The organism is Duganella kummerowiae, assembly GCF_053572355.1.
This window is the reverse complement of record NZ_JBKFEH010000004.1, coordinates 92,914-118,735: the sequence shown is the minus strand read 5'-3', so window position 1 is coordinate 118,735 and position 25,822 is coordinate 92,914. Positions and strand designations below refer to the sequence as shown.

Annotated in this window: 28 protein-coding genes and 2 riboswitches; of the genes, 9 read left to right on the top strand and 19 right to left on the bottom strand. The window is 67.6% G+C overall.

The features are described 5' to 3' along the window. Nucleotides 1-57: 57 nt before the first annotated feature. Nucleotides 58-546 (bottom strand): hypothetical protein, encoded by a 489-nt coding sequence (locus ACLB1G_RS03920; RefSeq protein ID WP_491625879.1) that lies wholly within the window; start codon nucleotides 544-546, stop codon nucleotides 58-60. A 68-nt stretch (nucleotides 547-614) separates the two neighbouring features. Then, the gene (locus ACLB1G_RS03915) at nucleotides 615-1,181 is read right to left on the bottom strand and encodes a TetR/AcrR family transcriptional regulator (RefSeq protein WP_491625878.1); all 567 of its coding nucleotides are present in this window, start codon (nucleotides 1,179-1,181) and stop codon (nucleotides 615-617) included. A 165-nt stretch (nucleotides 1,182-1,346) separates the two neighbouring features. Between ACLB1G_RS03915 and ACLB1G_RS03910 the strand changes: the two genes are divergently transcribed. Further along, entirely contained in the window at nucleotides 1,347-1,823 is a 477-nt protein-coding gene (locus ACLB1G_RS03910) for a nuclear transport factor 2 family protein (protein WP_491625877.1), read from the top strand. Here the strand turns inward: ACLB1G_RS03910 and ACLB1G_RS03905 are convergent. The 9 genes from ACLB1G_RS03905 to ACLB1G_RS03865 all read right to left on the bottom strand — a co-directional run bounded on the left by ACLB1G_RS03905 (nucleotide 1,820) and on the right by ACLB1G_RS03865 (nucleotide 9,572). Further along, nucleotides 1,820-2,326 (bottom strand): hypothetical protein, encoded by a 507-nt coding sequence (locus tag ACLB1G_RS03905; protein WP_491625876.1) that lies wholly within the window; start codon nucleotides 2,324-2,326, stop codon nucleotides 1,820-1,822. The genes ACLB1G_RS03910 and ACLB1G_RS03905 overlap by 4 nt on opposite strands. A 90-nt stretch (nucleotides 2,327-2,416) precedes the next feature. Further along, nucleotides 2,417-3,292, bottom strand: a complete 876-nt coding sequence (locus ACLB1G_RS03900) for a MaoC family dehydratase (RefSeq protein WP_491625875.1) — start codon at nucleotides 3,290-3,292, stop codon at nucleotides 2,417-2,419. Further along, nucleotides 3,262-4,056 carry a rhombosortase gene (rrtA, locus tag ACLB1G_RS03895; RefSeq protein ID WP_491625874.1) on the bottom strand — a complete coding sequence of 265 codons (795 nt, stop codon included), beginning with the start codon at nucleotides 4,054-4,056 and terminating at the stop codon, nucleotides 3,262-3,264. The genes ACLB1G_RS03900 and rrtA overlap by 31 nt, the downstream gene beginning before the upstream one ends. Then, nucleotides 4,031-4,867, bottom strand: coding sequence for a rhombotarget lipoprotein (gene rhlP / locus ACLB1G_RS03890; protein WP_491625873.1), 837 nt, complete (start codon nucleotides 4,865-4,867; stop codon nucleotides 4,031-4,033). The genes rrtA and rhlP overlap by 26 nt, the downstream gene beginning before the upstream one ends. Beyond that, entirely contained in the window at nucleotides 4,854-5,570 is a 717-nt protein-coding gene (locus tag ACLB1G_RS03885; RefSeq protein WP_491625872.1) for a CPBP family intramembrane glutamic endopeptidase, read from the bottom strand. Before ACLB1G_RS03885 ends, rhlP begins: the two co-directional genes overlap by 14 nt. 141 nt (nucleotides 5,571-5,711) lie before the next feature. Further along, entirely contained in the window at nucleotides 5,712-7,895 is a 2,184-nt protein-coding gene (locus ACLB1G_RS03880; protein ID WP_491625871.1) for a TonB-dependent receptor, read from the bottom strand. Nucleotides 7,896-8,184: 289 nt separating this feature from the next. Continuing rightward, nucleotides 8,185-8,505, bottom strand: coding sequence for a hypothetical protein (locus tag ACLB1G_RS03875; RefSeq protein WP_491625870.1), 321 nt, complete (start codon nucleotides 8,503-8,505; stop codon nucleotides 8,185-8,187). A gap of 37 nt (nucleotides 8,506-8,542) precedes the next feature. After that, complete coding sequence (locus ACLB1G_RS03870) at nucleotides 8,543-9,166, bottom strand: LuxR C-terminal-related transcriptional regulator (protein ID WP_491625869.1); 624 nt, start codon at nucleotides 9,164-9,166, stop codon at nucleotides 8,543-8,545. A gap of 34 nt (nucleotides 9,167-9,200) precedes the next feature. Next, nucleotides 9,201-9,572, bottom strand: a complete 372-nt coding sequence (locus ACLB1G_RS03865; protein ID WP_491625868.1) for a hypothetical protein — start codon at nucleotides 9,570-9,572, stop codon at nucleotides 9,201-9,203. Nucleotides 9,573-9,737: 165 nt separating this feature from the next. On the opposite strand from ACLB1G_RS03865, the gene ACLB1G_RS03860 reads away from it, so the two are divergent. From ACLB1G_RS03860 to ACLB1G_RS03835, 6 genes are all read left to right on the top strand, one after another. After that, the gene (locus tag ACLB1G_RS03860) at nucleotides 9,738-10,424 is read left to right on the top strand and encodes a response regulator (RefSeq protein WP_491625867.1); all 687 of its coding nucleotides are present in this window, start codon (nucleotides 9,738-9,740) and stop codon (nucleotides 10,422-10,424) included. A 131-nt stretch (nucleotides 10,425-10,555) separates the two neighbouring features. After that, a complete protein-coding gene (locus ACLB1G_RS03855) occupies nucleotides 10,556-11,209 on the top strand; it encodes a hydrolase (protein WP_491625866.1) in 654 nt (217 codons plus the stop codon). A gap of 74 nt (nucleotides 11,210-11,283) precedes the next feature. Next, nucleotides 11,284-11,547 (top strand): XapX domain-containing protein, encoded by a 264-nt coding sequence (locus ACLB1G_RS03850; protein ID WP_491625865.1) that lies wholly within the window; start codon nucleotides 11,284-11,286, stop codon nucleotides 11,545-11,547. A 21-nt stretch (nucleotides 11,548-11,568) separates the two neighbouring features. Continuing rightward, nucleotides 11,569-13,491 (top strand): amidohydrolase, encoded by a 1,923-nt coding sequence (locus tag ACLB1G_RS03845; protein WP_491625864.1) that lies wholly within the window; start codon nucleotides 11,569-11,571, stop codon nucleotides 13,489-13,491. 143 nt (nucleotides 13,492-13,634) lie between these two features. Further along, nucleotides 13,635-14,045 (top strand): DoxX family protein, encoded by a 411-nt coding sequence (locus ACLB1G_RS03840; RefSeq protein ID WP_491625863.1) that lies wholly within the window; start codon nucleotides 13,635-13,637, stop codon nucleotides 14,043-14,045. Beyond that, nucleotides 14,045-14,698, top strand: a complete 654-nt coding sequence (locus ACLB1G_RS03835; RefSeq protein ID WP_491625862.1) for a YoaK family protein — start codon at nucleotides 14,045-14,047, stop codon at nucleotides 14,696-14,698. The genes ACLB1G_RS03840 and ACLB1G_RS03835 overlap by 1 nt, the downstream gene beginning before the upstream one ends. Here ACLB1G_RS03835 and ACLB1G_RS03830 read toward each other — a convergent pair. Further along, nucleotides 14,690-15,337 (bottom strand): response regulator, encoded by a 648-nt coding sequence (locus tag ACLB1G_RS03830; RefSeq protein ID WP_491625861.1) that lies wholly within the window; start codon nucleotides 15,335-15,337, stop codon nucleotides 14,690-14,692. The genes ACLB1G_RS03835 and ACLB1G_RS03830 overlap by 9 nt on opposite strands. Before the next feature lie 74 nt (nucleotides 15,338-15,411). Beyond that, the gene (locus ACLB1G_RS03825; protein ID WP_491625860.1) at nucleotides 15,412-16,362 is read right to left on the bottom strand and encodes a tetratricopeptide repeat protein; all 951 of its coding nucleotides are present in this window, start codon (nucleotides 16,360-16,362) and stop codon (nucleotides 15,412-15,414) included. A gap of 157 nt (nucleotides 16,363-16,519) precedes the next feature. On the opposite strand from ACLB1G_RS03825, the gene ACLB1G_RS03820 reads away from it, so the two are divergent. Further along, the gene (locus tag ACLB1G_RS03820; RefSeq protein ID WP_491625859.1) at nucleotides 16,520-18,301 is read left to right on the top strand and encodes a putative bifunctional diguanylate cyclase/phosphodiesterase; all 1,782 of its coding nucleotides are present in this window, start codon (nucleotides 16,520-16,522) and stop codon (nucleotides 18,299-18,301) included. A gap of 20 nt (nucleotides 18,302-18,321) precedes the next feature. On the opposite strand, the gene ACLB1G_RS03815 is transcribed toward ACLB1G_RS03820, so the two are convergent. The 5 genes from ACLB1G_RS03815 to ACLB1G_RS03795 all read right to left on the bottom strand — a co-directional run bounded on the left by ACLB1G_RS03815 (nucleotide 18,322) and on the right by ACLB1G_RS03795 (nucleotide 23,024). Beyond that, the gene (locus tag ACLB1G_RS03815) at nucleotides 18,322-19,608 is read right to left on the bottom strand and encodes a D-amino acid dehydrogenase (protein ID WP_491626025.1); all 1,287 of its coding nucleotides are present in this window, start codon (nucleotides 19,606-19,608) and stop codon (nucleotides 18,322-18,324) included. A gap of 23 nt (nucleotides 19,609-19,631) precedes the next feature. Beyond that, nucleotides 19,632-19,742: riboswitch (glycine riboswitch) on the bottom strand. Further along, a riboswitch (glycine riboswitch) is annotated at nucleotides 19,743-19,834 on the bottom strand. A gap of 41 nt (nucleotides 19,835-19,875) precedes the next feature. Beyond that, nucleotides 19,876-21,744 (bottom strand): DUF885 domain-containing protein, encoded by a 1,869-nt coding sequence (locus tag ACLB1G_RS03810; protein ID WP_491625858.1) that lies wholly within the window; start codon nucleotides 21,742-21,744, stop codon nucleotides 19,876-19,878. 69 nt (nucleotides 21,745-21,813) lie between these two features. Beyond that, on the bottom strand, nucleotides 21,814-22,182 hold the full coding sequence (locus ACLB1G_RS03805; protein WP_491625857.1) for a hypothetical protein: 369 nt from the start codon (nucleotides 22,180-22,182) through the stop codon (nucleotides 21,814-21,816). A 48-nt stretch (nucleotides 22,183-22,230) separates the two neighbouring features. Then, nucleotides 22,231-22,653: a hypothetical protein gene (locus ACLB1G_RS03800; RefSeq protein WP_491625856.1), complete on the bottom strand. Its 423-nt coding sequence runs from the start codon at nucleotides 22,651-22,653 to the stop codon at nucleotides 22,231-22,233. Next, nucleotides 22,581-23,024, bottom strand: a complete 444-nt coding sequence (locus ACLB1G_RS03795; RefSeq protein WP_491625855.1) for a hypothetical protein — start codon at nucleotides 23,022-23,024, stop codon at nucleotides 22,581-22,583. Before ACLB1G_RS03795 ends, ACLB1G_RS03800 begins: the two co-directional genes overlap by 73 nt. A gap of 116 nt (nucleotides 23,025-23,140) precedes the next feature. On the opposite strand from ACLB1G_RS03795, the gene ACLB1G_RS03790 reads away from it, so the two are divergent. Further along, nucleotides 23,141-24,250: an HAF repeat-containing protein gene (locus ACLB1G_RS03790; RefSeq protein ID WP_491625854.1), complete on the top strand. Its 1,110-nt coding sequence runs from the start codon at nucleotides 23,141-23,143 to the stop codon at nucleotides 24,248-24,250. Between the two features lie 43 nt (nucleotides 24,251-24,293). Here ACLB1G_RS03790 and ACLB1G_RS03785 read toward each other — a convergent pair whose 3' ends face one another. Then, nucleotides 24,294-25,811, bottom strand: coding sequence for an FAD-dependent monooxygenase (locus tag ACLB1G_RS03785; RefSeq protein WP_491625853.1), 1,518 nt, complete (start codon nucleotides 25,809-25,811; stop codon nucleotides 24,294-24,296). Nucleotides 25,812-25,822: the final 11 nt, after the last annotated feature.

Sequence of the window (25,822 nt, the reverse complement as noted above, 5' to 3'; positions counted from 1 at the left end):
GCTAGTATTTTCTTTGTCATGGACCAGGTGCCGTCAGATCCCGCCTTGGCAGGCATGTCATTTCTCTGTCGCGATGGAATATTTGCTGAAGAACGTTTTGAGTACCGAGTCAAGCAAGCTGGAAATTTCTTCATCAGATGCCTCATCCATATGGGCGACACTGAGATGCTTGAGGAACCCTTCCTCGCGCAGCATGGCTGACAGCTGATCCGGCACGGCTTCCTTCTTCTGGATCAAGCCTAGCGCCAGGGCAGCGGTTTGTATATTGGAGACGTGTGCAATCGCGATCGAAACGCCGTCCGGATTCTTCCTGTCATTCACGTCGCGCTGGAGATACAAATATAGTTTTGCAGCCGGATATTTATCCGAGATATCCTTTTTTGCCAGGGTAAAGCGCGTCCGTATGCCCGCATCGATTTTTGCGGCCAGCTGCGCATCCTCGCAAACGACAGCATATGAGAAGCGCTGCGCCTCGGCGGCACGGCCCGCTGCTAACATCCCTGCCGAAAGGACGAAAGACATCACAACCTTGCAAACAATTTTCATCCTTATTCGTCCCGGGATAGCCTTGGTTGCAAGAATAGCATCTTTTCAAATAAAAATATAAATTTTTATCAGCGATACGCCTGCTCGATGCGCGCCAGCAGGCGGCGGCCGGTTGCGATCACCTCGGGATCGCGCTGCATCTGGGCCCGGACTATCATGCCTTCCACGCACAGCATGGTTTCCTGCGCAGCGGCTTCCGGCGTGTGCAATCCCAGCCAGATGGCCAGCGTGGTGATATAGGCTTCCAGCTCCTGTTTGTGGGCGATCGCCTGCTTCAAGTGGCGCGGGTCGTCGCCGGAGCCGGTTTCGGCGGCGGTGTTGATGAAGGCGCAGCCGCGATAGTCTTCCTGCTCGAACCATTCGCCCAGCGCATCGGCCAGCACGGCCAGGGTAGGGCTCCGGTCCATGCGGCGCTCGACCGTGCCGGCGAACCATTCCATCCAGTAGCCGTGGCGCCATTCGAGGAAGGCGGCGATCAGGTCGTCCTTGGAGGCGAAGTGCCGGTACAGCGACATCTTGGCCACGCCCGATTCGGCAATGATCTTGTCGATGCCGGTGGCGCGCAAGCCGTCGCGGTAGAACAGGCGTTTGGCGGTGTCGAGGATGCGTTCGCGGGCGGAGGCTTGCTGTGCCATGGCGTGGTCTGGATGGATAAAAGCCGAGTATAGCATACAGACCTGTCTCTTTTTTGCTTGACGATACAGACCTGTCTACATCATACTGTGTCACCCCAACAGCAGATCGCCATGCCGGACCAGCCGGTCCATCATGGGCGCTCTCACCTTTTACAGGAGATCGTCATGTCACTATCCGAAGTTCGCCCGCCGCTGCCGCCCTTCACCCTGGAAACCGCCGCCCAGAAAGTGCGCGCGGCCGAAGATGGCTGGAACAGCCGCGACCCCCAGCGCGTGGCGCTGGCCTACACCCCGGACAGCGAGTGGCGCAACCGCGCGGAATTCGTCAACGGCCGCCCGCAGATCGTGGAATTCCTGACCCGCAAATGGAACCGGGAGCTGGAGTACCGCCTGATCAAGGAGCTGTGGGCGCACGACGGCAACCGCATCGCCGTGCGTTTCGCCTACGAGTGGCGTGACGACGCCGACAACTGGTTCCGCTCCTTCGGCAACGAGAACTGGGAATTCGACCAGAACGGCCTGATGCAGCGCCGCTACGCCTGCATCAACGACTTGCCGATCAAGGAAAGCGAGCGCAAATTCCACTGGCCGCTGGGACGGCGCCCGGATGATCATCCGGGCCTGTCCGCCTTCGGTTTCTAGGGCTGGAGCTTGGCGTCCTCGCGCTTGGCTTCTTCCATCGCGTCCGGCTCCAGTTCCTCGGCGGCGCGGTTCAGGCGCACGAACACGCCCCACGCCGCCAGCAGCACGCCGCAACTGGCCACCAGCGCCGCCACGTACAGCAACTGGTGCGCTTCCTCGTGCACGGCGCGGAAGGTGGCGACCAGGCCTTCGATGGCCAGCGCCACCACCACCACCACGAAAAAGCGCGACAGGAAGCGCCGCACGCGGGTAGGTGCGCTGATGTCGGCGTCGCGCACCACTTCTTCCTCGATGATGGTCTCGGCAATCTGCAGCGCCACCACGGCGGCGGCCAGGATGCCGATCGCCTCGATGACTTCCTGTGCCATGGCCAGCCCCGGTTCGGCGCCGGCCGCATGCCAGCCCATTTGCGCGGCAATGAAGATCAGGAACAGCGCGCCGCCTGCAAACAGCAGGGAGATCAGCGCGTGCACCAGGCCGAAGGCAAGCATTATCTGTTTCATGGCGGGGTCCTTGAAAATGTATCGGCCCCATTGTATGGCTGGTGCGCTGTCCGGTTGGTGCGCCAGGGTACATATGGCGACCGGCTGAGCTCAGCGGCAGCGGCCGGCGAGATGGACCGCGCCGGCGCCGCCCGCAAGCCGCAAGGCATGCCCGCCCAAGATATCGGCATCGTCCAGCTCCACGTGCAATTCGGCGCCGTCCAGCGGTACCGGGCGCAGGAAGCGCACGTCGATCTCATGCCGCAGGCCGGGCGGCAGCAGTTCGTAGCTGCGCGCCAGGCTGCCGAAGCCGTGCAGCACCAATCCTTTGAACACCGAACGGCGCGCCAGCGGGCCGCACCAGTGGATGGGGTTGAAGTCGCCCGTCAGCAGGGCGAAACGCAAGCCGTCGCCATCGTGCGCGCGCCAGCTGCCGACGGTGCGCCAGACCGCTTCCTGGCGCAGGCTGGCGGCGGGCTTGGGAGCGCGCGGCCCGGGCAGCATGAAGCTCATGCGCAGCGTGGTTTCCACCAGCAGCGGCTGCTGTGCGGTGCCGGTGATGATCAGGACGTCGATCTTCACGCGGCCCGGCACTTTCTCCACCGATTGCAGCACGGCGCGCACCTGCAGCGGCACTGCGCGCGGCAAGGCGCCGTGGACGCGCAGCAGCACGCCCTGGTTGACCACGCTGATTGGACGGAACGGCAGCTGCAGCAGCAGCGCGCTCACCAGCGGCACGCCCCATTGCGCGACCATGTGCGGCGGCAGGCTGTCCGGATAGCGGCCTTCAGCGCCGCACCAGGCCAGGTAATGCGCCACCAGTTCATCTGCCGGTGCGGCGATGGTGCGCTCGATGGCAAGGCGGCCCGCCTGCGGAACCGGCGCGGAACGGCGCGGCAGCACGCTGCGCCACAGCAGGCGCAGGGTGGCGGGCAGCATGGCGCCCTGATGGCGGATCAGGCGCAGCGGGACGTTGGTCGGGGCCAAGGATATTCTTTTCGGAACAGGAGCCCCATGACGCCACAGGCCGCGCCCAGCACGTGGGCCTGCCAGGCGACGGCGACACCGGGCGGTAGGCCGGCCAGCGGCGCCGGGATCTGCAGGGTTTCCAGCAGGGTTTTCGCGGCCAGTGCGGCAGCCAGCAGGACCAGAAGGCAGCGGCGCGCGGTGCTGGCGCCAGCCCACAGCGCGGCGCCGGCCAGCACGGCCAGCATCACGCACAGGCCGGAGGCGCCGCGATAGTGGGTCATGCCTGGTGCGGCCAGCAGCAGGCCTAGCGAGATGGCGGGGGCGCCCAGCAGCAGCGCGCCAGCCAGCGCGCGATTGCCAGCGTGGCGCCGGTAGACCGCCGCGGCCACCGCCAGCGCCAGGGAGTCCGTCAGCGCATGAGGCGCCGACCAGTGCACGGCGTGCCCGGTCCATAGCCGCCAGTACTGGCCGGCCAGGATCGCACCGCGATCGTATTCGAGCGCCGCCAGCAGCCATGGCGAGGCCGATGCCAGCGCGATGAGCAGGGCGGCGCATGCCACGATCACAGCCGCCCCCAATGCAGGCTGGCGCAGTCCGGGCAGGCCGTGGGCCGCCGGTTCCGACGCATGTGCCGTGAGGGGCGGGGCGGCACGGTGGCCATCATGGCGCATCCTGCCGGTGCCGGTTCCTGTACCAGGGCCAGGGCCGATGATGGTGGCGGTTAGCGGCGCGGGCTGCAGCGCGGCGGCCGGCGCCTCAGGCTTTACGGGGACGCTTGCCATGGAAGGCAGCCAGCAGGCCGAGGGCGGCGGCGATCAGCGCGCCCAGCCAGCCGGCCGCGCCGCCGCCGTTGTAGCCTGCCTTGTTCTCGACGCGCACGCTGGCGTCGGTCTTGATGCGTTCGCGGTAGCGGTCCAGCTCCGCCTGCAGGTTAGGGATGAGCTGGTCGATGGCCTGGTTGTAGCCATCCGTCTGCGCCTGGCGCGAGCGTTCGCTGAAGCCCGCCATCGAGGCGCTGCCCTTGACCTGGCTGGTGCCCGGCGCGCGGAACAGCAGCTTGCGGCTGGCCACGTCGAACACGGAGGCATCGACCATGGTCTGGATGTCGTACTGGTCGCCGTGGATCACGTAGGCGCCGATGATGGTCCAGTACAGCACCGCCAGCGAGTTGGTGTCGCTGAACTGCACCTGGTCATACGAGAGCAGCGCCACCACCTCGACGTCGAACATGCGCGCCACCTGCTCCAGGTTGGTGAAGCCGCCTTTGGCCTGCATGTACTGCGAGGGGATGATCTCGATCTTGCCGATGTAGGGATGCTTGGAGAAGGACGCGCTGACGCGCTCCAGCAGCCGGGTCTTGGCGGTCTCCGACAGCCCGCTGCCCCAGCCACCGCCGGGAACGAAGGCGATGCCGACCTTGACTGGCGGGCGCAGCGCCGTCACCGTGGGCTGCAGCGTGGGTGCCGTCTTGGCTTCCGGGTACAGGTAGTCCACCACGCTGGCGGTCTGCTTGGTGCTGCGCTGGTGGGTGGAGGCACAGCCGGCCATCACGGACACCGCGATCAGGGCGATCAAGGCTTTACACAGCTTCACGTAAGTCTCCTCTTGGTTGGTGGCGCAGCATGGTCCAGCTGCTGATAGCGGCCGACAGCGGCAGGGCCGTGTGGATCAGCATCAGCCACCACAAGCTGCCCGAGGCCACATAGGCCAGCGCGAACAGCAGGGCGGAGACTATGCTGAGGATGAACTGGCGCGCATTGCTGTAGCCGTGTCCGGCGCCGTAGGCAATGGCGCTGAGCGCGATGGCGGCCGGCATGCCGGTCAGCGGCGGCAGCACCAGCAGCAGGTAGGCGCGGTACAGCAGCTCCCAGCCGCAGCCGAGCAGCAGCACGGTGGGCAGGAACAGAAGCATGTCGGCGTCGCCGCGCGGCATGCCGGGCATGTCGCGCAGCCTGGCGCGGTAGGCCGCGCGCTTTTCCGGTGTCATGCGGCGTTCCGACAGCGGCGTGCCTGCCAGCAGCACCAGCGCCGCAATGGCGGCGCCGATCAGGCACCACAAGGGAGCGCCACTGGCGGGCGCGGACAGTCCGAGGTCGGCTGTGCCGTAGCCGTTCAGCCGGCAGGCGATGGCCATGGCGGCCAGCGGCAGGCCGGCCAGGCGCAGGTTGGCGAGCAGTTTGCGCAGCGGCGTGTGCCGGTCGGCAGGGGGCGCCGCGTCCTTGCGGCGCAGGCTGCGCCACATCTGCGTGCCGGGAAGGACCAGCAGCAGATAGAGCGCCAGTAGTGCATCGGTCATGCGTTCACCTGGTTGGAACGGATAATGCGCGGATTATACGTTACAAAATGCGCTACAAAATTAGATAACAAATTCTACAAAGTGAACGCGCTTTGTGCATGCGGGGCCGGCGCCTGCGCGGGCGCCGGTCCGCCGCGATGATCAGAAGCTGGCCGACAGGCCCGCGTACAGCGAGCGGCGCTCGCCATACTGCGGCGCGCCCACGCCGACGCCGGAGCCGTCGCGCAGCAGATACGATTTGTCGAAGGCGTTGACCACGGCCAGGCGGCCTTCCACCGTGCCGGCCGCCGTGTTCTTCCACGTATGCGTGAGCGCCAGGTTGACGGTGGCGTAGTGCGGCAGGTGGCCGGAGTTCGGCGCGGCGCCGTCCGGCGTCATGCGCAGGCCGCTGCCGTACAGGAAGTCGGCGCTGACCTGGCTGTCGCCGAAGTGGTAGTGGGCGCCGCCGGACAGGCTCACGGTCTGGTCGTGGTCCACATGGATGTAGTGGTTCTGGATGTAAGCCAGTTCGTCCGGTCCGAACAGCGACTGGCCGGAGATGATGTTCTCGCCCATGGCCTTCTGCGTGGTGACATTCAGGAAGCCGCCCCAGTGGGCCTGGTTGTAGACGGCGGACAGCTCCAGCCCCTTGGCAAAGCCATGCTGGTAGTTGAACGGCGAGAGTATCAGCGCCTGGCCGAACTGGCCCTCGTCCAGCATGTTGCTGATCTTCTTGTAGTAGGCGTCGGCCGTCAGCGTCAGGTTCGCGCTGAGCTGCTGGCTCAGGCCCACGTCATAGTAGCGAGTGCGTTCGGACTTCACGTTGTCCGACTGCGCCACCTCCGGCGCATTGCTGGTGCCGGCGTACTTGTCGATGCTGGACTGTGCGGCCAGTTCCTGCGGCGGCGGGGTGAAGTAGCGCGAATAGCCGGCGTGCAGGGCGGTGCCGGGCGCCAGCTGGTAGGCCAGGTTGACGCGCGGGCTCCATTGCTGTTCCTCGACGTAGGCCGATACCTTGTCGAAGCGGACCCCGTAGTTCAGCGTCAGCGGCTGCGCAATATGCCATTCATCCTGCAGGTACAGGCTGGAGGTGTGGCCGGTCTTGCTGCTGTTGTCGATGATGGTGAGCGGGTCGGTGCCGGCCTGGTTGCCGTTGCCGTCCACCGCGAACACGCCCACGCTGTTGTCGCTGTGGGTGGTCTGGCGGGTGTAGGCCAGGCCGGCGCGCAGGGTGTGGGACTCGCTCAATTTATAGCTGGCGTCGAATTGGGCGCCGCTGGAGGAATTGGAGCGCAGCGTGTCGGAGGCCACCCCGTTGTAGTTCAGGTCCCCCACCGGGTCCGGGGTGTAGTGCAGCTCGGAATACTGGTGGAAGGCGGACAGCTGGTAATTGGCGTCGCCCACGCTTTTTTGCAGCGACAGCACCAGGAAGCGGTTCTTCTCGCGCTGGTTCTCGTTCAGCTGCGCGGACGGCACGCTGGCCCCGCCTGTCAGGGCAAAGGCGGGCGACTGGTCCGGGTTGTTGGGGATCTCGAAGCGGCCGTTGTAGGTGCCGAACATCAGGCCCAGGCGGGTCTGGTCGTCCAGGAAGTAGGACAGGGAGCCGAACGACTTGCCCTGGCGGGTGTCATCGTGCAGCGCGCTGCGGGTGGGCAGGGGATTTTCTATGCCCAGGCTGTTGGCCAGGTAGCTGCCGGACAGGTAGTAGTTGAACGCGCCCTGGGTGCCGAAGGCTTCCGCGCTGGGTTCCAGGTAGCCATGGCTGCCGGCCAGGATGCCCACGCGGCCGCCTGGCTGGGCCGTGCCTTCCTTGGTCTGGATGTCGATGATGCCGGCCGTGCGCAGGCCGAACTGGGCCGGCAGGGCGCCGGTGATGAAATCGGTCTGCGAGATGAAGCGGGTATCGATGGACTGGCCGAAGCCGGTGATGCTTTCCGGGAGCTGCACGCCGTTCACGCGGTACTGCACATTGGCGTGGTCGTCGCGCACGTGGATGGAGCCGGAACCCTTGGAGTCCTGGCTCACGCCGGGCAGGCGCAGCAGCACTTCGTTGAAGGGCGTGTTGTCGCCCTGGCCCAGCTGGTCCACCATGTGGCGGTCTATGGTGTAGACCGTGGTGCCTACCGTGGGCGAGAGTTCGATGCGGGCGCTTTTCAGGTGGGCGGCCGTGACTTCCACGGTGGGCATGGCGGCGTTGCCGCCCGCTGCGGAAGCGGGTCCCGCAGGCGCTGCGTCGGCAGCGGTGGCGTCGGTATCGGCGGCGCGGGCCGGGCCGGCCAGGAAGGCGGCGTTGAGCAGGGCTGCCAGCAGCAGCGGCAGGGGACGGAGTTTGGGCTGGTGTTGCATGTCGTATCCTTCATCTTGTGGTCCGTGCGCGGCCGGATGGGCCGCGCGTGCGCCCGCAGCCGGATGGGCGGCGTGGCGCGCAATGTTTTGGCGGCTGAAGGGCGGGCTGCGGCGGCAAAGGGGCGACCCGATGGGGCGGCTCAAGAGAGCGGCCCAGTAGCCGATCCGATGGGGCGGCCCGATGGGTCGGGCGGTGCGTCCGGTGGAGCGCCATGGAACGGCTCCACAGGCCTGGCGGCCGGCCACGCGCCGCACTGGCGCGCGCAAGCGCTGCTTCAGCGGGAAAAGATCAGGAGACGACGGGTGGGGCGTGCGAGGGCGGCGTCAGGAAGGCCAGGCGGCGCAGGCGGACCGTGCGCGGCGCGCAGGCCAGCGCCAGGCCGATGACGACAGCGGCCGCGATGGCCAGCACGGTTGGCGGCGGCGCCCCGGCTGGCAGGTGGGCGGCCACGCAGGCCGCGCAGTCCGACTGGGTATCGGTGTAGCTATGCTCGTGGTGGCCGGCGCCCAGCAGCTGCAGGGCCAGGAACAGCAGGGCGAACAGCATCACGACGCGCTGCTGCAGCGTCTTGCGGTGCTCCTGGCGGGTGTGCTGGGCTGGCGCGGACATGGCCCGTATTCTACGGGGATACGGGAATGCGCGCAAATCAGTGGTGGCCGGCCGCTTCGCGGTAGCTGTCGCCCACCAGGCCGCGCCGGGTGGCCAGCACCACGGCATGGGTGCGGGCGGTGGCGCCCAGCTTGTCGAACAAGCCCTTGACGTGGGTTTTCACCGTGCCCACGCCGATGCCCAGCTCGCGCGCGATGGATTTGTTGCACTGGCCCTGGGCCAGCAGCTGCAGCACGTCCGATTCGCGGTTGGTCAGGCCGACGCGGGTGAAGCTGTCCGCCACGCAGCGGCTCAGGTCCGCGCTCAGGTAGCGCATGCCGCGGCTGAGGGTGCGCACGGCCGACTGCAGCTGGTCCGGGCTGGTGCTTTGCAGCAGGTAGCCGTGCACGCCGGCCATCATGGCGGTGCGCACTTCCCACTCGCGGTCCAGCTGGGTCACGATCAGCATGCGCGGCTGGCTGTCGGACGCGCCGCCGCGGCGCAGGCGCTCGATGCCGCCACGGTGGTCGGCAATGATGACGTCGGACGCCGGTTCCGGCTGGCCTTCGCAGGCCGAGCTCACTTCCATGTCGGCGCAGCCGGCCAGCAGGGCGTTCAGGCCCGCGCGCACCACGGCGTCTTCATGCATGATATGGACCCTGATCTTGTCGCTGCGATTCATACTTCCTCCCTGATTCATGATGTAATCAAATCCATTACTCGTAGCCATCTGTCTGTTGCGGCAGCACCAGGCGGCGCCGTCCGAACAGGCCTGCATCCAGCGCGTAGGCGCCGGGACCCAGCAGCAGCAGGGCAGCTGCCGTCAGGGCGGCGATGGCCAGGTAAGGCGCCACCGCCCACGGGGCGCTGGCCAGGCACAGCAGTTGATACACCGCGCCCACGGCCGCCGCCACCTGTGTCAGCAGGCCCGGCACCAGCAGCAGCACCAGCACCCCGAGCAGCAGCAGCTGCCACCAGGCGACGGCGCCGGCCCCGGTCACGGCCAGCTGGGTGGCTACCGCCAGGCGCAGCAATAGCAAGCCGGCGCCGGCGCCCCCGCGGGGGAAACTGGAACTGAAACCCTGCATGTCCTGCGCCCCTGAGTAGCCATCTGATATGCAAAGATTAAGGTCTGGCGCACGCTTTGCCACGCCCCGATCCGGTGCCTCCTGTCTACCCAGATGGAGGTATAGGCAAAATTTTAATTTTGTGTCATAGTTGGGCGTTTGCCTGCAACGCTTGAGGATCACTGCATGAACACCGCAGAAGGGCCGGCCGCAACCCCGCCGATTACCGTACTGAGCGTGGATGACCACCCCATGTTCCGCGAGGGGATAGCCAGCGTCATTGCCGACGAGCCGGACATGCGCCTGGTGGCCGAGGCCACCAACGGCCGCGAGGCGGTCGAGTGCTACCGCCGCCTGCGTCCCGACATTACCCTGATGGATATCCAGATGCCCGACATGAACGGCATCGACGCCACCCTGGCCATCCGCGCCGAGTTTCCCGATGCCCGCATCGTGGTGCTGACCACCTATGACGGCGACGTGCTGGCCCTGCGCGCCATCAAGGCCGGCGCCGCCGGCTATCTGCTCAAGAGCATGCTGCGCAAGGAGTTGCTGGCCACGGTGCGCGGCGTGCACCAGGGCCGGCGCTGCATACCGCCCTCGGTGGCCAGCGGCATTGCCGAACACTGGCACGTGGGCGCGCTCAGCAAGCGCGAGGTGGAGGTGCTGCAGCTGGCGGCCGGAGGCCAGAGCAACAAGCGCATCGGCATGCACCTCGCCATTTCCGAGGAAACCGTCAAGGTCCACATGAAAAGCATACTGGCCAAGCTGAACGCCAGCGACCGCACCCACGCGGTCACGCTGGCCATCGAGCGCGGCATCCTCGACCTGCACGGCAGCGGCGGGATCGGCATCGCCAGCGGCATGCTGTAACTCGAAAGGGGGAGTATCCTCCATCCACGACAGTCGATGGCAGAAGGGAGGCACGGTCCTAGACTATGCCCATGCCGCCGCAGCCCACCGCGACGGACGGCAGACCACCCTTTCAACTCAAGGAATACACCATGTCCATCAAGGCTACCCCAACCCCCGGTTCCAAGCTGCTGACCCCGAAGGATCACACGCTGATCATGATCGACCACCAGTCGCAGATGGCATTCGCCACCCATTCCATCGACGCCACCCTCCTGCGCACCAATGCCGCCCTGGTGGCCAACGCCGCCGCCGGTTTCGGCGTGTCGACCATCCTGACCACCGTGGCCGAGAAATCCTTCTCCGGCCCGATCTTCTACGAGATCAAGGATGCCTTCCCGGGCGCCGAAGTGAGCGACCGCACCTCCATGAACACCTGGGAAGACGCCGCCGTCATCGCGCGCGTGAACGCCATCGGCAAGGACCGCATCGTGCTGGCCGGCCTGTGGACCTCGGTGTGCATCGTCGGCCCGGCCCTGTCGGCGCTGGAGCAGGGCTATGAAGTGTATGTGATCACCGACTGCTGCGGCGACGTGTCGGCCGAAGCCCACCAGAGCGCCATTACGCGCATGGTGCAGGCCGGCGCGCGTACCATGACCTCGCTGCAATACATGCTGGAACTGCAGCGCGACTGGGCCCGCACCGAGACCTACGAGCTGACCACCGGCATCGCCAAGAAGTTCGGCGGCTCCTACGGCCTGGGCATCACCTACGCCAAGACCATGTTCAACGCCCACGAGGGCTGATGCACCGCACGGCCGCGCCGTCCGGTCCTTGCGTGGCCGGCGGCGCGGCCGTTGCGCAAACGGGAGTAACATCCATGAAAATGTATATCGTATCGCTGGCGGTCGGCCTGCTCGTGGGGTTGATCTATGGCTTCCTGAATGTGCGCTCGCCGGCGCCGCCGGTGATCGCGCTGGTCGGCCTGCTCGGCATCCTGGTGGGCGAACAGCTGCCGCCGCTGATCCGCCAGCTGTGGCAGAAGGAAAGCGCCCAGGTGTCGTGGTTCCACGACCAGGTCAAGCCGCACTGCTTCGGCCAGCTGCCCGCCGCCAAGGACAGCGACGAGCGCGCCCCAACCTAAGATAGCTAAGGAGTACACGCAATGAGCCAGCATCCCGATCTGATCCTGCATCGCGGCCTGTTCACCACCCTGGACCGCAGCAATCCGCACGCGGAAGCGGTGGCGATCAAGGATGGCCGCTACACCCATGTCGGCCGTGCCGACGAAGTCATGGCCAAGGCCGGTCCCAATACCAGGATCATCGACCTGCAGGGCAAGCGCGTGCTGCCCGGCCTGATCGACAACCACCTGCACATCATCCGCGGCGGCCTGAATTTCAACCTGGAGCTGCGCTGGGACGGCGTGCGCAGCCTGGCCGACGCCATGGCCATGCTCAAGGCCCAGGTGGCCATCACTCCGGCGCCGCAATGGGTGCGCGTGGTGGGCGGCTTCACCGAGCACCAGTTCGTGGAAAAGCGCCTGCCCACCATCGAGGAATTGAACGCCGTGGCGCCTGATACGCCGGTGTTCATCCTGCACCTGTATGACCGCGCCCTGTTGAACGGGGCCGCGCTGCGCGCCGTCGGCTACACCAAGGATACGCCGGAACCGCCGGGCGGCCAGATCCTGCGCGACGGCGCCGGCAATCCGACCGGCCTGCTGCTGGCCAAGCCCAACGCCGGCATCCTGTATTCGACCCTGGCCAAGGGGCCCAAGCTGCCGCTGGAATACCAGGTCAATTCGACCCGCCACTTCATGCGCGAACTGAACCGCCTGGGCGTGACCGGCGCCATCGACGCTGGCGGCGGCTTCCAGAATTATCCCGAGGATTACCAGGTCATCCAGCAGCTGGCGGACGCCCAGCAGCTGACCATACGCCTGGCCTACAACCTCTTCACCCAAAAGCCCAAGCAGGAAAAGGAAGACTTCCTGAACTGGACCCAGAGCGTCAAGTACCAGCAGGGCGACGACTACTTCCGCCACAACGGCGCCGGCGAGATGCTGACTTTCTCGGCGGCCGACTTCGAGGACTTCCGCGAACCGCGTCCCGACATGCCGGCCAACATGGAAGACGACCTGGAAGGGGTGGTGCGCATCCTGGCCCAGAACCGCTGGCCATGGCGCATGCACGCCACCTACGACGAAACCATCAGCCGTGCGCTGGACGTGTTCGAGAAGGTCAACCAGGAGATCCCGCTGGCGGGCCTGAACTGGTTCTTCGACCATGCCGAAACCATCTCCGGCGAATCCATAGACCGCATCGCGGCGCTGGGCGGCGGCATCGCGGTGCAGCACCGCATGGCTTACCAGGGCGAGTACTTCGTCGAGCGCTATGGCCATGGCGCGGCCGAGGCCACGCCGCCGGTCAAGAAGATCCTGGAGGCCGGCGTCAAGGTGTCGGCCGGTACCGACGCCACCCGGGTCGCATCCTACAATCCCTGGGTGTCGCTGGCCTGGCTGATCACCGGCAAGACCGTGGGCGGCATGCAGCTGTACCCGCGCGCCAACTGCCTGGACCGCGAGACGGCGCTGCGCATGTGGACCGAGAACGTGACCTGGTTCTCCAACGAGGTGGGCAAGAAGGGCCGCATCCAGCAGGGCCAGCTGGCCGACCTGATCGTGCCGGACAAGGACTTCTTTGCCTGCGCCGAGAGCGAGATTGCCGACCTGACGTCGCAGCTGACCATCGTAGGCGGCAAGGTGGTGTATGGCGCGGGCCCGTTCGCGTCCTACGACCAGGCGCCGCCGCCGGCCATGCCGGACTGGTCGCCTGTGCGCCGCTACGGCGGCTATGCCGGCTGGGGCCAGCTCACCAGCGGCCAGGCCCGCGCCCTGCGCGCCGACCAGGCGCGTGAGCGCAGCAAGCAGCAGGCGCTGGAGCAGCAGCGCGCCGCCGCCTGCGGCTGCGCCCACCAGTGCAATGTGCACGGCCACCAGCATGCGACGGCCTGGACCAGCTCCCTGCCGATCAAGGACTTGAAGAGCTTCTGGGGTGCGCTGGGCTGCGCCTGCTGGGCGGTGTAAGCCACGCCACGCCGCGTGCGCGTCGCTGCCGCGCACGCGGCAGCCTATGCTGAGCTTGCGGTAACGCGCGCCCGGCATGGATTGCCGCTCGCGCGGCAATGACGTGCCGGGGCCGGTGATTTCCATAGACTGAAAGGACTGCTGTGTCCAAAACCTCCCCGTTTTACCTTTCCGGCAAGCTGCAGTGGCTGTTCCTGCTGCTGCTGTGCGCCGCCTACCTCCAGGGCGGCATCAACAAGCTGACCGATTTCCAGTCCGCCATCGGCGAAATGCAGCACTTCGGCCTGTCGCCGGCGGCGCCGCTGGCGGGCCTGGTGATCCTCGGCGAACTGGGCGCCTCGGCCCTGATCCTCTCCGGCTACTACCGCTGGCTGGGCGCCGGTTTCCTGGCCGTGTTCACCTTGATGGCGACCTTCGTCGCCAACCGCTACTGGGAAATCGCCGGCCCCGAGCGCTTCATGGCGGCCAACAGCTTCTATGAACACCTGGGCCTGGCCGGCGGCTTCCTGCTGGTGGCCTGGCACGACCTGCGCAGCCGCGAAGGAGAGGGCTGATGCAGCGCGGCGATACCCGCCAGGCCGTGGGCCTGGGCTTTTTGGCCGGCTATGTCGATACGCTGGTGTTTGTCGGGCTGTTCGGCCTGTTCACGGCCCACGTCACCGGCAACTTCGTGCTGATCGGCCGGGCCCTGATTTCGCCCTCGCACGAGATTCTCATCAAGCTGCTGGTGTTCCCGGTGTTTATCCTGTTCGTGGCCATCACCCGGCTGCTGATACTGTGGTGGGACCGGCGCGGCTGGCCGGCGCTGCGCTGCGGCCTGCTGTTGCAGCTGCTGCTGATGCTGGCCACCGTCGCGTGCGCGCACGCCGCCCGGCCCATGGTGGTGGATGCACCTCTGAGCCTGCTGACCGGCATGCTGGCGGCCGGCGCCATGGCGGTGCAGAATGCCTATAACAAGCTGTTGATGGGCAAGGCCGCCGCCACCACCGTCATGACCGGCAACGTGACCCAGCTGGTGATCGACCTGGTCGATTCCTTCCGTGGCGATCCCGCCGCGCTGGGCCGCTGCAAGGTGCTGTTCTGGCCGGTCGTGGCCTTCGCCCTGGGCTGCATCAGCGGGGCCTATGCCTACGTGGCCTTCCAGTTCAACGGCCTGCTGCTGGCCTGCGCCGTGCTGCTGTGGCTGGCGCTGACCGCCTCAGATTGAGATCATCCCGCGCCGCAGCGCAATGGTGACGGCGTGGGTGCGGTCGTTGGCGGCCAGTTTGGTGCGCACATTCTTCATGTGGGCCTTGACGGTCTCCTCGGAGATCGCCATGGCTTCCGCGATCTGCTTGTTGGACTGGCCGCGCGCCGCGTGCGCCAGCACCACGGCCTCGCGTTCGGTCAGCGGGCCCTGGCCGATGTGCTGGGCCAATTCCATCGCGATCTCGGGCGGGATGCGGCGTTCGCCCGCGTGCACGGCCCGTATGGTGTCCAGCAAGTCCTTGCGCACCGCGCTCTTGAGCAAAAAACCGGACGCGCCGGCCTTCACCGCGCGCATGATCTGCACGTCGCCCTTGTAGGTGGTGAGCATGAGCACGCGTGCATTGGGCGCCTCGCGGCGGATTTCCTGCATGGCCGTCACGCCGCACATCTCGGGCATGGCGATATCCATCACCGTCACATCCGGCCGCCAGGCGCGGTAGCCGGCAATGGCCTCGCGGCCGTTGCTGGCTTCGCCGACCAGGCGCATGTCCTGCTGCAGGCCGATGACTTCGCCCAGGCCGGTGCGCAATAGCGGATGGTCGTCCACCACCATGACGGTGATGGGGCGGGGTGCTGCGGTGGGAGTGTCCTGTTCCATCTGGTGTAAAGCGTGGTTGTAAAAAAAAGGGGCGCTGTGCAAGCGCCCCGCCATGATACAGCTAGTACGGCCGGTTAGGTCCAGTCGTCGCTGCCGCCGCTGTCGCCGCCGCCACCGCCGTCGTCCCAGCCGCCGCTCACGCCGAAGTCGTTGCCGCCCATGTCGTCATTGCGCAGCAGATCGTTGCGCGAGGGGTCGTCGTAGACGATGTCGTTGCGGGCGTGGTCGCCGCCCGAGGATTGCTCGTGATTGCTGCCGTCGCCGGTGAAGTGGCGCATCAGCGCTTCGCCCGCCACGATGCCGGCGCCCACGGCGGCGCCGGTGGCCAGGCCGCGGCCCAGGGTCGAGCCCAGTCCGGGCTGGGCCGGCTGGCCGTAGCCCGGGCCATAGCCGCCCTGTTGCGGATAGCCGCCGCTGGCCGGGTAGCCGCCGTTGGCAGGATAGCCTTGCGAACCCCAGCCGGGGCCGGCCGGCGCGTATTCGGGCGCGGGCTGGGCTTGCGCGCGGCGCTGCATGAAGCGGCTGGCCAGCACGATGAAGCCGATCAGCAGGCCGCCAAAGACCAGCATGCTGCCCCAGGGCAGGCCGCCGCCGGCGCTGTTGCCGGCGTTATTGCCGTAGCTGGCCGGGGCCGCCGCTGTCGGGCGCTGCGAGTAATCGCTGCGGGCCTGCGGCCTCGCCTGGGCCTGGGCCTGCCCCTGGGCCAGCAGCTTGCGCAGGTTTTCCACCGCCGCCGGCTTGATCTTGGGCAGGGCGGGGTCGATCTTCTCGGCCGCGCGCAGCTCGCCCTGGGCTTCGCTGAAGCGGCCCTGCTTGGCCAGCAGCTCGGCCTGGACGAAGTGGGCCTGGTAACTGTTCGGATGTTCCTTGAGCACCTGGTCCATCAGGGCCTGGGCCTGAGTGTAGTTGCCGGCTTCGGCGGCCTGGTAAATATCGTGCACGGTGGGGCTGGCGGCCAGCACGGGCACGCTCAGGGCCATGGCGCTGGCCAGCACGGTAATGCGTAAAAGCGACTTGGGCGACATGACGACCTCCTTTGGAATTATGATTCCAGATAATATCGATTGCGGCTTAATTCAAGATGAATTGATTTGGATCAAAGTTTTTGTTGATGTAAATCAATACAGTTGCCCCGTAGTTTAATCAAGGAAGTAAGAGCAGTCTATGACTCACCTAACAAATGTGAATTGTAGTCCCGATTCCGTATCCGAACAGCGCATCGCCGCCGTGGTGTTTGAAGCCAGCGTCGGGCTGATGGTCACGGATGCGCACGGTATCATCGAACGGGTCAACGGCGCCTTCAGCGCGATTACCGGATACAGCCGCGAAGAAGCGCTGGGCCGCACCCCCTCCATGCTGAGCTCGGGACGGCACGACGCCGCCTTCTACCAGGACATGTGGAGCGCCCTGCGCGAGCAGGGCGACTGGGAGGGGGAAATCTGGAACCGCCGCAAGAATGGCGAAATCTATCCCGAGCAGCTGCATATCCGCGCCGTCCATGCGGGGCCGCCGGAGGCGCGCGAAGTCACGCACTACGTGGCCGAGCTGACCGACATCACCCTGCGCAAGCAGGCCACCGAGGAAATCCGCAGCCTGGCCTTCTACGATCCGCTGACCCGCCTGCCCAACCGGCGCCTGCTGCAGGACCGGCTGCGCCAGGCGCTGGCCGCGCTGGCGCGCAGCAACCACGTGGGCGCGCTGATGTTCATCGACCTGGACAACTTCAAGCAGCTCAACGATACCCTGGGCCACAACACCGGCGACCTGCTGCTGCAGCAGGTGGCGCAGCGCATCCAGGCCTGCGTGCGTGCGCACGATACCGTGGCGCGCCTGGGCGGCGACGAGTTCGTCGTGATCCTGGAAGACCTGAGCCGCGCGCCGCTGGCCGCCGCCGGCCAGGCCGAGGTGGTGGCCACCAAGATCCTGGGCGCGCTCAACCTGCCGTTCCGGCTGGGCCAGCATGCTTGCCACAGCACGGCCAGCATCGGCATCACGCTGTTTTCCGATCCGCGCCGCGATCCGGACGAACTGCTGATCCAGGCCGATATCGCCATGTACCAGGCCAAGAGCGGCGGCCGCAATGCCATGCGCTTCTTCGACCAGCAGATGCAGGACAGCGTCAACGCCCGCGCCGAGATGGAGGAGCAGCTGCGCCGTGCGCTGGACTTGCACCAGCTGCAGCTGTACTACCAGGTGCAGGTCGACCGCCAGGGCCGTCCGCTGGGCGCGGAAGCCTTGCTGCGCTGGCAGAAGCCGCAGGGGGAGGGCGGCGGCTTCGTGCCGCCGGCCGAGTTCATTCCGCTGGCCGAGGAAACCGGCCTGATACTGCCGATCGGCGCCTTCGTGCTGGAGCAGGCCTGCGCCCAGCTGGCCGCCTGGCGCGGCGATCCGCTCATGGGCGGCCTGGTGCTGGCGATCAACGTCAGCGCGCGCCAGTTCCACCAGTCCGGCTTCCCCGAGGAGGTGGAGCAGGCCCTGCGCCGCCACGACGTGCCGCGCGGCCTGCTCAAGCTGGAGCTGACCGAGAGCATCCTGGTGGAGAACATCGGCGAGACCGTCGCCACCATGGAGCGCCTCAAGCAGCAGGGCATCCGTTTTTCGCTGGACGACTTCGGCACCGGCTACTCCTCGCTGCAGTACTTGAAGCAGCTGCCGCTGGACCAGCTCAAGATCGACCAGTCCTTCGTGCGCGACCTGGCCACCGACAGCAGCGACCAGGCCATCGTTTCCACCATTGCCGGCATGGCGCGCAGCCTGGGCCTGGACGTGATCGCGGAAGGAGTGGAAAGCGAGACCCAGGCCAGCCGCCTGTACGCGGTCGGCTGCCACCACTATCAGGGCTACCTGTATGGACGTCCGCTGCCGCTGGCGGAATTCGAGCAGCTGGTGGCGCGCCAGGCCGCGCTGCCGCGCCCCCAGGCCAGCGCGCCGGTGCAGCTGACGCCGGTGCCGACGCCGTACTGACACGCCCGCGTTCGCGGCCCTCAGGCCAGAGCGCCGGCCACCACCCTGGCCCTGCCTGGCTGCAGCGCGGTGGACATGGTCTGCGCGATGATCTCGGCGGTGGCGGCCGACAGGGTCCAGCCCAGGTGGCCGTGGCCGGTGTTGTAGAACACCGTGGGCAGCCTGCCGCGTCCCACGCGCGGCATCAGGTCCGGCATCATGGGCCGCAGTCCGGCCCAGGGCGTGACGGCGCGCGTGTTCACGCCGGGGAAGCACTGCTGCACCCAGTCGACCAGCGGCTGGATGCGGTCGGCCCGGATGTCGCGGTTGTAGCCGTTGAATTCGGCCGTGCCGGCCACGCGGAAGCGGTCCGGCCCCAGGCGGCTGGTGACCAGCTTGGTCTCGTCGTCCAGCAGACTGACGTTCGGTGCGGCGGCCTGGCTGGCGGCGTCGTTCAGGTGCACCGTGATCGAATAGCCTTTGACCGGATAGATGTTGACGCGGTCGCCCAGGCTGGCGGCCAGGGCGCGGCTGGCCACGCCGGCGCATATCACCACCGCGTCCGCCTCCAGCTGCGAGACCAGGCCGTCCTGGCGCAGCGTGATGCGGGCGCCGCGCGCGTCGGCCTGCACCTGTTGAACTTCGGCGCCGCAGCGCAGCTGCATGCCCAGGCGCTGGGCCGCCTGCGCCAGGCCGTTGGTGAACTTGTGGATGTCGCCGGTGCTGTCGCTCTCGGTGTAGTAGCCGCCGTAATAGGTGCCGGCCAGCGCCGGCTCGATGGCGCGCATCTCTTCCGGGGTGACGGCGCGGCGCGCCAGGCCGCCTTCGGCCAGCAGGCGCGAGACCTGGCCGGCGTGCTCGAAACCGGCCCGGTCGCGGTAGATGTGCAGGATGCCCGCGCGCTGGTGGTCGAACTGCACGCCCTCGCTGGCGGCCCAGTCGAACAGGTGCTGGCGCGCCGCCACCGCCAGGCGCGCGGTGGCGACGGTATTGCGCTCGTAGTGCGGGATGCTGGCGATGAATTCGGCGAACCAGGACAGCTTGTGCCAGCCGGGCCTGGGGTTGACCAGCAGCGGCGCATCGTTCTTCAGCATCCACTTCAGGCCCTTGATGATGGTGGAGCGGTGGTTCCAGACTTCGGCATTGGAGGCCGACAGCTGGCCGCCGTTGGCAAACGAGGTTTCCATTGCGGGATAGCGGTGGCGTTCCAGCAGGGTGACGTCGAAACCGCGTTTGGCGAGGGCGTAGGCGGTCGTGACGCCGGTGATGCCGCCGCCGATGATGGCTATGGTTTTCATGGGATGGAGCTCCGGCGCGTCAAAGGGGATGGCCGCCGTGCGACATGCGCGGCGGCACCCCCTCTGTTCCGGACCTGAGAGATTCACGCGCCGCCCGATTGCCGGCGCGCTTGCTCCTTCGGTGTGCCGGGCGACGCTGGCGCCGGCAGCTCTTCAGAGTGTACTGTGCGGTATCGGTCCGTTGGCCTGAGAGATTCCGGGGCGGTTGCTCCTTCGGCGCCGTGCCGGGAGGCAGGGGCTCTCCCGATATCGCTTTTTTAGCTTAACCGGGAAGCGGCCCCGCCGTCAACGGCGTTTTCAGGCTTTCTGGCGCAGCCCGATGTACTGGTCCACCACGGTGGGCAGCACCGCCAGCGGCACCCCGCAGCTGGCGACCAGGGCGTCGTTGAAGCCGGCCAGGTCGAATTTCGCGCCCAGCACGGCCTTGGCGCGCTGGCGCTGGCGCAGGATTTCGTTGTGGCCCATCTTGTAGCCGCAGGCCTGGCCCGGCGACACCGTGTAGCGGTCGATCTCGCTGGTCATGGCCTGCCGGCCGCGCCCGGTGTTCTCGACCAGGAACTCGATGGCCTGCTCGCGGCTCCACTTGAGCGCGTGGATGCCGGTGTCCACCACCAGGCGGCAGGCGCGGAACTGCTGCGCCTGCAGGTAGCCGACCTGGCTGAACGGGTCGTTGGCGTACAGTCCGAATTCATCGACCAGCTGTTCCGCATACAGGGCCCAGCCCTCGACGAAGGCGTTGAAGCCGACCAGGGATGAGATCAGCGGCAGTTCGCCGTGGTGCTCGGCCAGGTAGGCGCCCTGCCAGGCATGGCCGGGCAGCCCCTCGTGGGCGGTCAGGGTGGTCAGCTCGTGCCTGGGCCACAGCGTGGTGGACTTCAGGTTGACGTAATAGATGGCCGGGCGCGAGCCGTCCAGCGAGGCGAAGTTCATGTAGCCGAGCGGCGCGCCGGCCTCGATGTCGGGCGGCACCCGCTTGATTTGCAGCGGGGCTTTCATGTCCAGGTGCGAGATGCGCGGCATCAGCTGGCGGATGGCGGCAATCTTCTCGTTGCAGAAGGCGATCAGCTGGGCGCGGCCCTGGTCGTCGTCGGCATAGAAGCGGGACGGGTCCTTGGACAGCGCCGTCATGCGCGCACCCACGGTGCCCTGGCTCAGGCCCTGCTTCCTCAGGATGGCGTCGATGCGCGACTGCAGCTCCTTGTTCTGTTGCAGGCCGATGGCGTGGATCTCCTGCGGGCTGCGGTTGGTCGAGGTGCCCAGGCGCAGGGCCCAGTCGTAATAGGCGGCGCCGTCCGGCAGGCGGTGAACGCCGGCCACGTCGGTGGCTTTTTCGGTGGCCTTGGCAAATGCCGCGATCTGCCGCTCCAGGGCCGGGTAGACGCTGCCGGCCACCAGCTTGCCGGCGCGGCCTTCCCAGTCGCCCGCCAGGCCCAGCTTGGCGGCGCGGTCGCGCACCGAGGTCACCAGTTTCTGTTCTGCCGCCGGCGTCTTGCGGAAGTCGCGCAGCTGGCCCAGCGCGGTGCGGGCGATGAAGTCGGGCGGCAGCACGCCCTTGGCGGCCTGCGCTTCGATGCGGGCGGTTTCGTCGTCCAGCACCTTGCCCAGCGCGGCCAGGCGCGCCAGGTAGGCCTCGGCGTCGGCGCCTGTCTTGATGATGTGCTGCGAGTCCAGGAATTCGGGGATGCTGGTGATGGCGCCGTCCTGCTGGGTGACGGGGAAGGGCGCGGTGCCGCCGTGGAAGCCGGCGGCGGCGCCGCCAAACGGGAAGCGCAGGCCGTCCATGCCGGCGTTGGCCGAGTAGCGTACCGTGTCGTACTGGATTTGCCCGCGCGCGGTGAGAGCGCCGCGTTCTATCTTCTGCAGGCGCGCCAGCATGGACTTGACCTGTGCCGCCCATTGCTCGTCGGCCGTGAAGGAGACGTCGTCCAGCTGCGACTTGAGGCCTGCGCGCGGGCCCGAGTCCAGGCCCAGCGAGGTGGCCGTGGTCGGCGACAGGCGCAGCAGTTCTTCGGCGAATTCATCCAGCAGGGCGTGCAGCCGGGTGTCGTCCGCGGTGGCGGGTTTGACGGCGGCCAGTACGGCGCCGGGCAGGGTGGCTGCGGCGGCGGTGGACAGGGTGGCCAGCAGCAGGTCGCGCCGGCTCAGGCCAGGGGTGGCAGGTTTCATGGCATCCTTGATCGGTCTATCGGTGGAAGCCGACCATAGCGCGCGGCGCGCAGTACGTCAATATCGGCCTCAATAGACCTCACCGCCAGGCTTCAGGCTGGTGCTGAAATTGACGGCGCCCGATGGCGTGAACTCCAGCGCGATGCTGCCTTCGCTGCCGCGTTCGATGGGGGTGTCGAGGATGGCGCGGACGCGCCCGTCTATTTCCAGGGTGACGCGGGTATCGCCGCTGGGGCGCACCTTGACGGTGGCCGAGGCGCCAGGCGCGATGTCGCCGACAGGATAGGAGGTATCGGTCACGCGTATCACCAGTTCGCGTATGGTCTTGCCGCTGCCGTTATAGGCCGTCACCGTGATGGCGCCTGCCGATTGCAGGTTGATATAGAACAGGCCGGCGACACCGGCCGCTGCCGCTGCGAAGATGAACAACTTTTTCATGAAGCTCGTGCGTGATGCGTAGCCCGCCATTTTATCCTGAAACAGCTACTATGGCGGCGGGTCGAGGTACTGGCGCACCAGCTGCGAGAACAGGCGCTTGCCGCCGCCGCCCAGCCAGCGCCACATGGCTTCGACCTGCTGCGGATGGGCGTCATAGTAAGCCTTGCTGGCGACCAGCCAGACATGGTCGCCGAACATCGGCTTTTCCAGCCGCACGAACTGCTTGCCGTAGCGGGCGGCCACATAGGCGTCCATGTCGCCAGCCCACGCCAGCGACACCGCGAAAGCGTCGACCCGGCCCAGGCGCAACTTCTCGAAATTGCGCGCCACGTCGGCGGCGCCGCTGTCGACCTGGACCCCGGCCCTGGCCAGGCGCTCGGCATAGGGCGAGCCCAGGGTCAGTCCGACAGGGTGGTTCTGGAAGAATGGCAGCGGGTCGGTGTCCGGCCGGAGACGGTCGGCCGCCCGCACCACACCACCACCAGCATGGGCGTGGCCCGTTCCGGATCGGGGCTGCCGTTGCCGGTGCGCGGGAATACCACGCCTGGCGTATCCTGTGCGCTGGTGTCGAGCGGCAGGAAGTCGATTTCCCCGGCCGCCAGCATGGCCCGCAGGCGCAACACCGGCAGGCGCACGAACTCGGCGCTGCAGCCGGCGCTGGCCGCGAAGCGGCGCAGCAGTTCGACCCCGGCGCCGGGATGGCTGGCCGGTACCTCGTGGCCATTGCCCAGCCAGTAGGGCGGGCGATGCTGGTCGGGATAGCCGAACCGCACCGGCTCGCATGCCGCCGCCCTGCCGCAGGCCAGGGCCGCGGCCAGCAGCAGGGCGGTCTTGATACGCATGGGGGGGCTCCTTGCAGGCACGGACTTACAGTGTACTGCGATGTTGATGATTTGTTTAGCATCGTGATGTGATAACCTGCCGTTTCCCTTGTCCACCTGCCATGAAGGATGCCGCCATGCTGAAGAAATCCTTGCTGCTGTACGCCATCTTCCACGCCGTCTGCCAATCCGCCGCCGCCGCGCCGCCGCACTCGCCGGGCCTGGGCGAGCGTCCCGGCGAATCCAGCGTGGCCGCCGATGTGAACGCGGCCGGGCAGGTGGCCGGCGTCATCACGGAGGACAGCGGGCGCCGCCGCGCCGTGCTGTACGACCGCCAGCTGGTGGAACTGGGCACGCTGGGCGGCAGCGACGGCTATGCGCGCGCCCTCAACGCCGACGGCGTGGTGGTGGGCGCGGCGCAGGATGGCGCCGGCCGCTGGCGCGCCTACGCCTGGCGCCGCGGCGAGGGCATGCGCGACCTCGGCACCCTGGGCGGCGACAGCAGCTACGGCGCGGCGGTCAACGCGCGCGGCCAGGTGGCCGGCTTTGCCGATACGGCCGGCGGCGACTTCCACGCCTTCGTGCACGATGCAAGCGGCATGCGCGACCTGGGCACCCTGGGCGGCAACATCAGCTACGCCAGCGGCATCAATACGGACGGCGTGGTGGTCGGCACCGCCGCGCTGCCCGACGGCTACCGGCGCGCCTTCCTGTACCGCGAGGGCGAAGGCATGCGCGACCTGGGCACCCTGGGCGGACGCTCCAGCGCCGCCACCGCCATCAACGACAGCGGCGTGGTGGTGGGCGCCTCCGAGATGCCGGACCGGCGCTGGCACGCCTTCGTGTGGGAAAAAGGCCGCATGGCCGACCTCGGCGCGCTGGTCGGCTTCGGCGACAGCTACGCCACCGGTATCAACGCCGCCGGCCACGTGGCCGGCACGGTGCAGATGGGCGAGCGGCGCAAGGCCTTCGTCTACCGCGACGGCCGCATGTATGTGCACGATCCGGCCTACAGCCTGTGGGAGGTGAACGCCATCAACGACGCCGAGCTGGTGATAGGCGCCAAGTACACCGGCAAGCACCTGGAGGCGGCCACCATGCGCTCCAGCCGGGTGCCAGCGGTGGCGCGCGGCGGCTCGGAAATGCTGGTGCTGATCGCCGGCTTGCTGCTGGCCGCGGGCGCGGTCGTGGTCTACCGCCGGCGCTACCGGGGGCTGCAGCTGCGCGGCACGGCGCTGCGCATCTAGCCCGCAGGCTGGGCGCAGGCGGGGCCGGCTGGGCAGCGCCTGCTCAGCCGGCCGTTAAGCACAGGCCGTGGCGTACCGCGTATTCGGGCAGGGCTCCGGCTTCCTGGCGCGGCAGGCACAGGCCCACGTAGCCGTCCGGACGCACCAGGTAGGCGGCGTCGCGCAGCAACCCGGCATCGTGGGCGGCCTGGCTCCAGGCGTAGCGCTGAAGCGGCACGCCGAGGGCCTGCGCCTCGCCGTACAAGTTCTCGCTCAAGGTGCCATAGATGTGCAGCTGCCAGTCCAGCGACGCCAGCGCGGCGTGGTTGTCGCTGTCGCCGCTGCGCACCCAGGGCAGGCGGTCGCCGCCCACCACTTCGCCGGCGCGGCCGCCGCTCAGCGGCCCTTCGTGGTAGTTGAGCTGGATTTGCGAGATGGTCCTGAACAGCAGGCGGCGCGCCGCGCCCACGTGCTCCAGCATGGGCAGGGCGCCCGGCAGCAGCCAGGCGCGCAGCAGTTCGCCGCCCACGCCCTGGGCCACGATGGCGCGGAAGGCGCGGTCTGTGGTGGCCACCAGCTTGCGGGCGAAGGCCATGCGTTCGGCCTGGTAGCTGTCCAGGATGGCGGGCGCGGCGCGGCCCTGCATCACCTGCGCCAGCTTCCATGACAGGTTGACGGCGTCGCCCAGGCCGGTGTTCATGCCCTGGCCGCCGGCCGGGCTGTGCACGTGGGCGGCGTCGCCCAGCAGGAAGCAGCGGCCCTGGCGGAACTGGCTGGCCACGCGGTGGTGCACGCGGTAGGTGGAAAACCAGTTGACGGCGCGCACCTGCACGCCCAGCAGGGGCTCGGCGCTGTCGCGCACGTCCTCGAAGGTGGGTTCAGGATTGCCTTCGGCGCCGGCCGGCATGATGCCGATCAGGCGCTGCATGCCGCGTGTGCGCACCGGCAGCATCAGTGCGAAGGAGTCGGGTCCGAGGTTGACGTACAGGTCGCTGTTGTCCTGGCCGATGTCCACATCGGCCACGTAGTACAGGTGTTCGTAGGTGCCGCCCTCGAAGTCCAGTCCCAGCTGGCTGCGCACCTGGCTGCGCACGCCGTCGCAGCCGCATACCCACGCCGCCTGGCCCTGTTCCGCCAAGCCGCCGCGCTCCAGCCGGAAATGCACGGCACCATCCTGTTCCACCAGGCGGTCCAGCCGGGTGTTCCATTCCACCTCGACGCCGGCGGCGCGCAGCTGCTCCACCAGGTAGCGCTCGTGCTCATCCTGCGCATAGGCCAGCACGTAGGGATAGGGACTGAGGCCGGCGCCGATCTCGCCCAAGGCCAGTTGGGCCAGTTCCTTGCCGCCTTCGCACAGGTGCATGTGGACGATGGGCAGGCCCTGCGCCACGATGGCGTCCGCCAGGCCCAGCTGCCGGTACAGTTCCAGGGTGCGCGCGTGCACCACCATGGCGCGAGAGGCGCGCCCCGGTCCCGGGTTCTGGTCTATGATGCGCACGCCCAGCCCGCGGCGCGCCAGTTGCATCGCGAGCATCAGGCCGGTCGGCCCGGCGCCGGCAATCAGAATGGTATCGGTACTCATGGCCAGAGTAT

Bases quoted from the DNA above. Each gene is read 5' to 3' on its own strand.
- ACLB1G_RS03920 (WP_491625879.1), bottom strand. From the start codon at position 546: ATGAAAATTGTTTGCAAGGTTGTGATGTCTTTCGTCCTTTCGGCAGGG.
- ACLB1G_RS03915 (WP_491625878.1), bottom strand. From the start codon at position 1,181: ATGGCACAGCAAGCCTCCGCCCGCGAACGCATCCTCGACACCGCCAAA.
- ACLB1G_RS03910 (WP_491625877.1), top strand. From the start codon at position 1,347: ATGTCACTATCCGAAGTTCGCCCGCCGCTGCCGCCCTTCACCCTGGAA.
- ACLB1G_RS03905 (WP_491625876.1), bottom strand. From the start codon at position 2,326: ATGAAACAGATAATGCTTGCCTTCGGCCTGGTGCACGCGCTGATCTCC.
- rrtA (WP_491625874.1), bottom strand. From the start codon at position 4,056: ATGGCAAGCGTCCCCGTAAAGCCTGAGGCGCCGGCCGCCGCGCTGCAG.
- ACLB1G_RS03885 (WP_491625872.1), bottom strand. From the start codon at position 5,570: ATGACCGATGCACTACTGGCGCTCTATCTGCTGCTGGTCCTTCCCGGC.
- ACLB1G_RS03880 (WP_491625871.1), bottom strand. From the start codon at position 7,895: ATGCAACACCAGCCCAAACTCCGTCCCCTGCCGCTGCTGCTGGCAGCC.
- ACLB1G_RS03875 (WP_491625870.1), bottom strand. From the start codon at position 8,505: ATGTCCGCGCCAGCCCAGCACACCCGCCAGGAGCACCGCAAGACGCTG.
- ACLB1G_RS03870 (WP_491625869.1), bottom strand. From the start codon at position 9,166: ATGAATCGCAGCGACAAGATCAGGGTCCATATCATGCATGAAGACGCC.
- ACLB1G_RS03865 (WP_491625868.1), bottom strand. From the start codon at position 9,572: ATGCAGGGTTTCAGTTCCAGTTTCCCCCGCGGGGGCGCCGGCGCCGGC.
- ACLB1G_RS03860 (WP_491625867.1), top strand. From the start codon at position 9,738: ATGAACACCGCAGAAGGGCCGGCCGCAACCCCGCCGATTACCGTACTG.
- ACLB1G_RS03855 (WP_491625866.1), top strand. From the start codon at position 10,556: ATGTCCATCAAGGCTACCCCAACCCCCGGTTCCAAGCTGCTGACCCCG.
- ACLB1G_RS03850 (WP_491625865.1), top strand. From the start codon at position 11,284: ATGAAAATGTATATCGTATCGCTGGCGGTCGGCCTGCTCGTGGGGTTG.
- ACLB1G_RS03845 (WP_491625864.1), top strand. From the start codon at position 11,569: ATGAGCCAGCATCCCGATCTGATCCTGCATCGCGGCCTGTTCACCACC.
- ACLB1G_RS03835 (WP_491625862.1), top strand. From the start codon at position 14,045: ATGCAGCGCGGCGATACCCGCCAGGCCGTGGGCCTGGGCTTTTTGGCC.
- ACLB1G_RS03830 (WP_491625861.1), bottom strand. From the start codon at position 15,337: ATGGAACAGGACACTCCCACCGCAGCACCCCGCCCCATCACCGTCATG.
- ACLB1G_RS03825 (WP_491625860.1), bottom strand. From the start codon at position 16,362: ATGTCGCCCAAGTCGCTTTTACGCATTACCGTGCTGGCCAGCGCCATG.
- ACLB1G_RS03810 (WP_491625858.1), bottom strand. From the start codon at position 21,744: ATGAAACCTGCCACCCCTGGCCTGAGCCGGCGCGACCTGCTGCTGGCC.
- ACLB1G_RS03805 (WP_491625857.1), bottom strand. From the start codon at position 22,182: ATGAAAAAGTTGTTCATCTTCGCAGCGGCAGCGGCCGGTGTCGCCGGC.
- ACLB1G_RS03795 (WP_491625855.1), bottom strand. From the start codon at position 23,024: ATGCGTATCAAGACCGCCCTGCTGCTGGCCGCGGCCCTGGCCTGCGGC.
- ACLB1G_RS03790 (WP_491625854.1), top strand. From the start codon at position 23,141: ATGCTGAAGAAATCCTTGCTGCTGTACGCCATCTTCCACGCCGTCTGC.
- ACLB1G_RS03785 (WP_491625853.1), bottom strand. From the start codon at position 25,811: ATGAGTACCGATACCATTCTGATTGCCGGCGCCGGGCCGACCGGCCTG.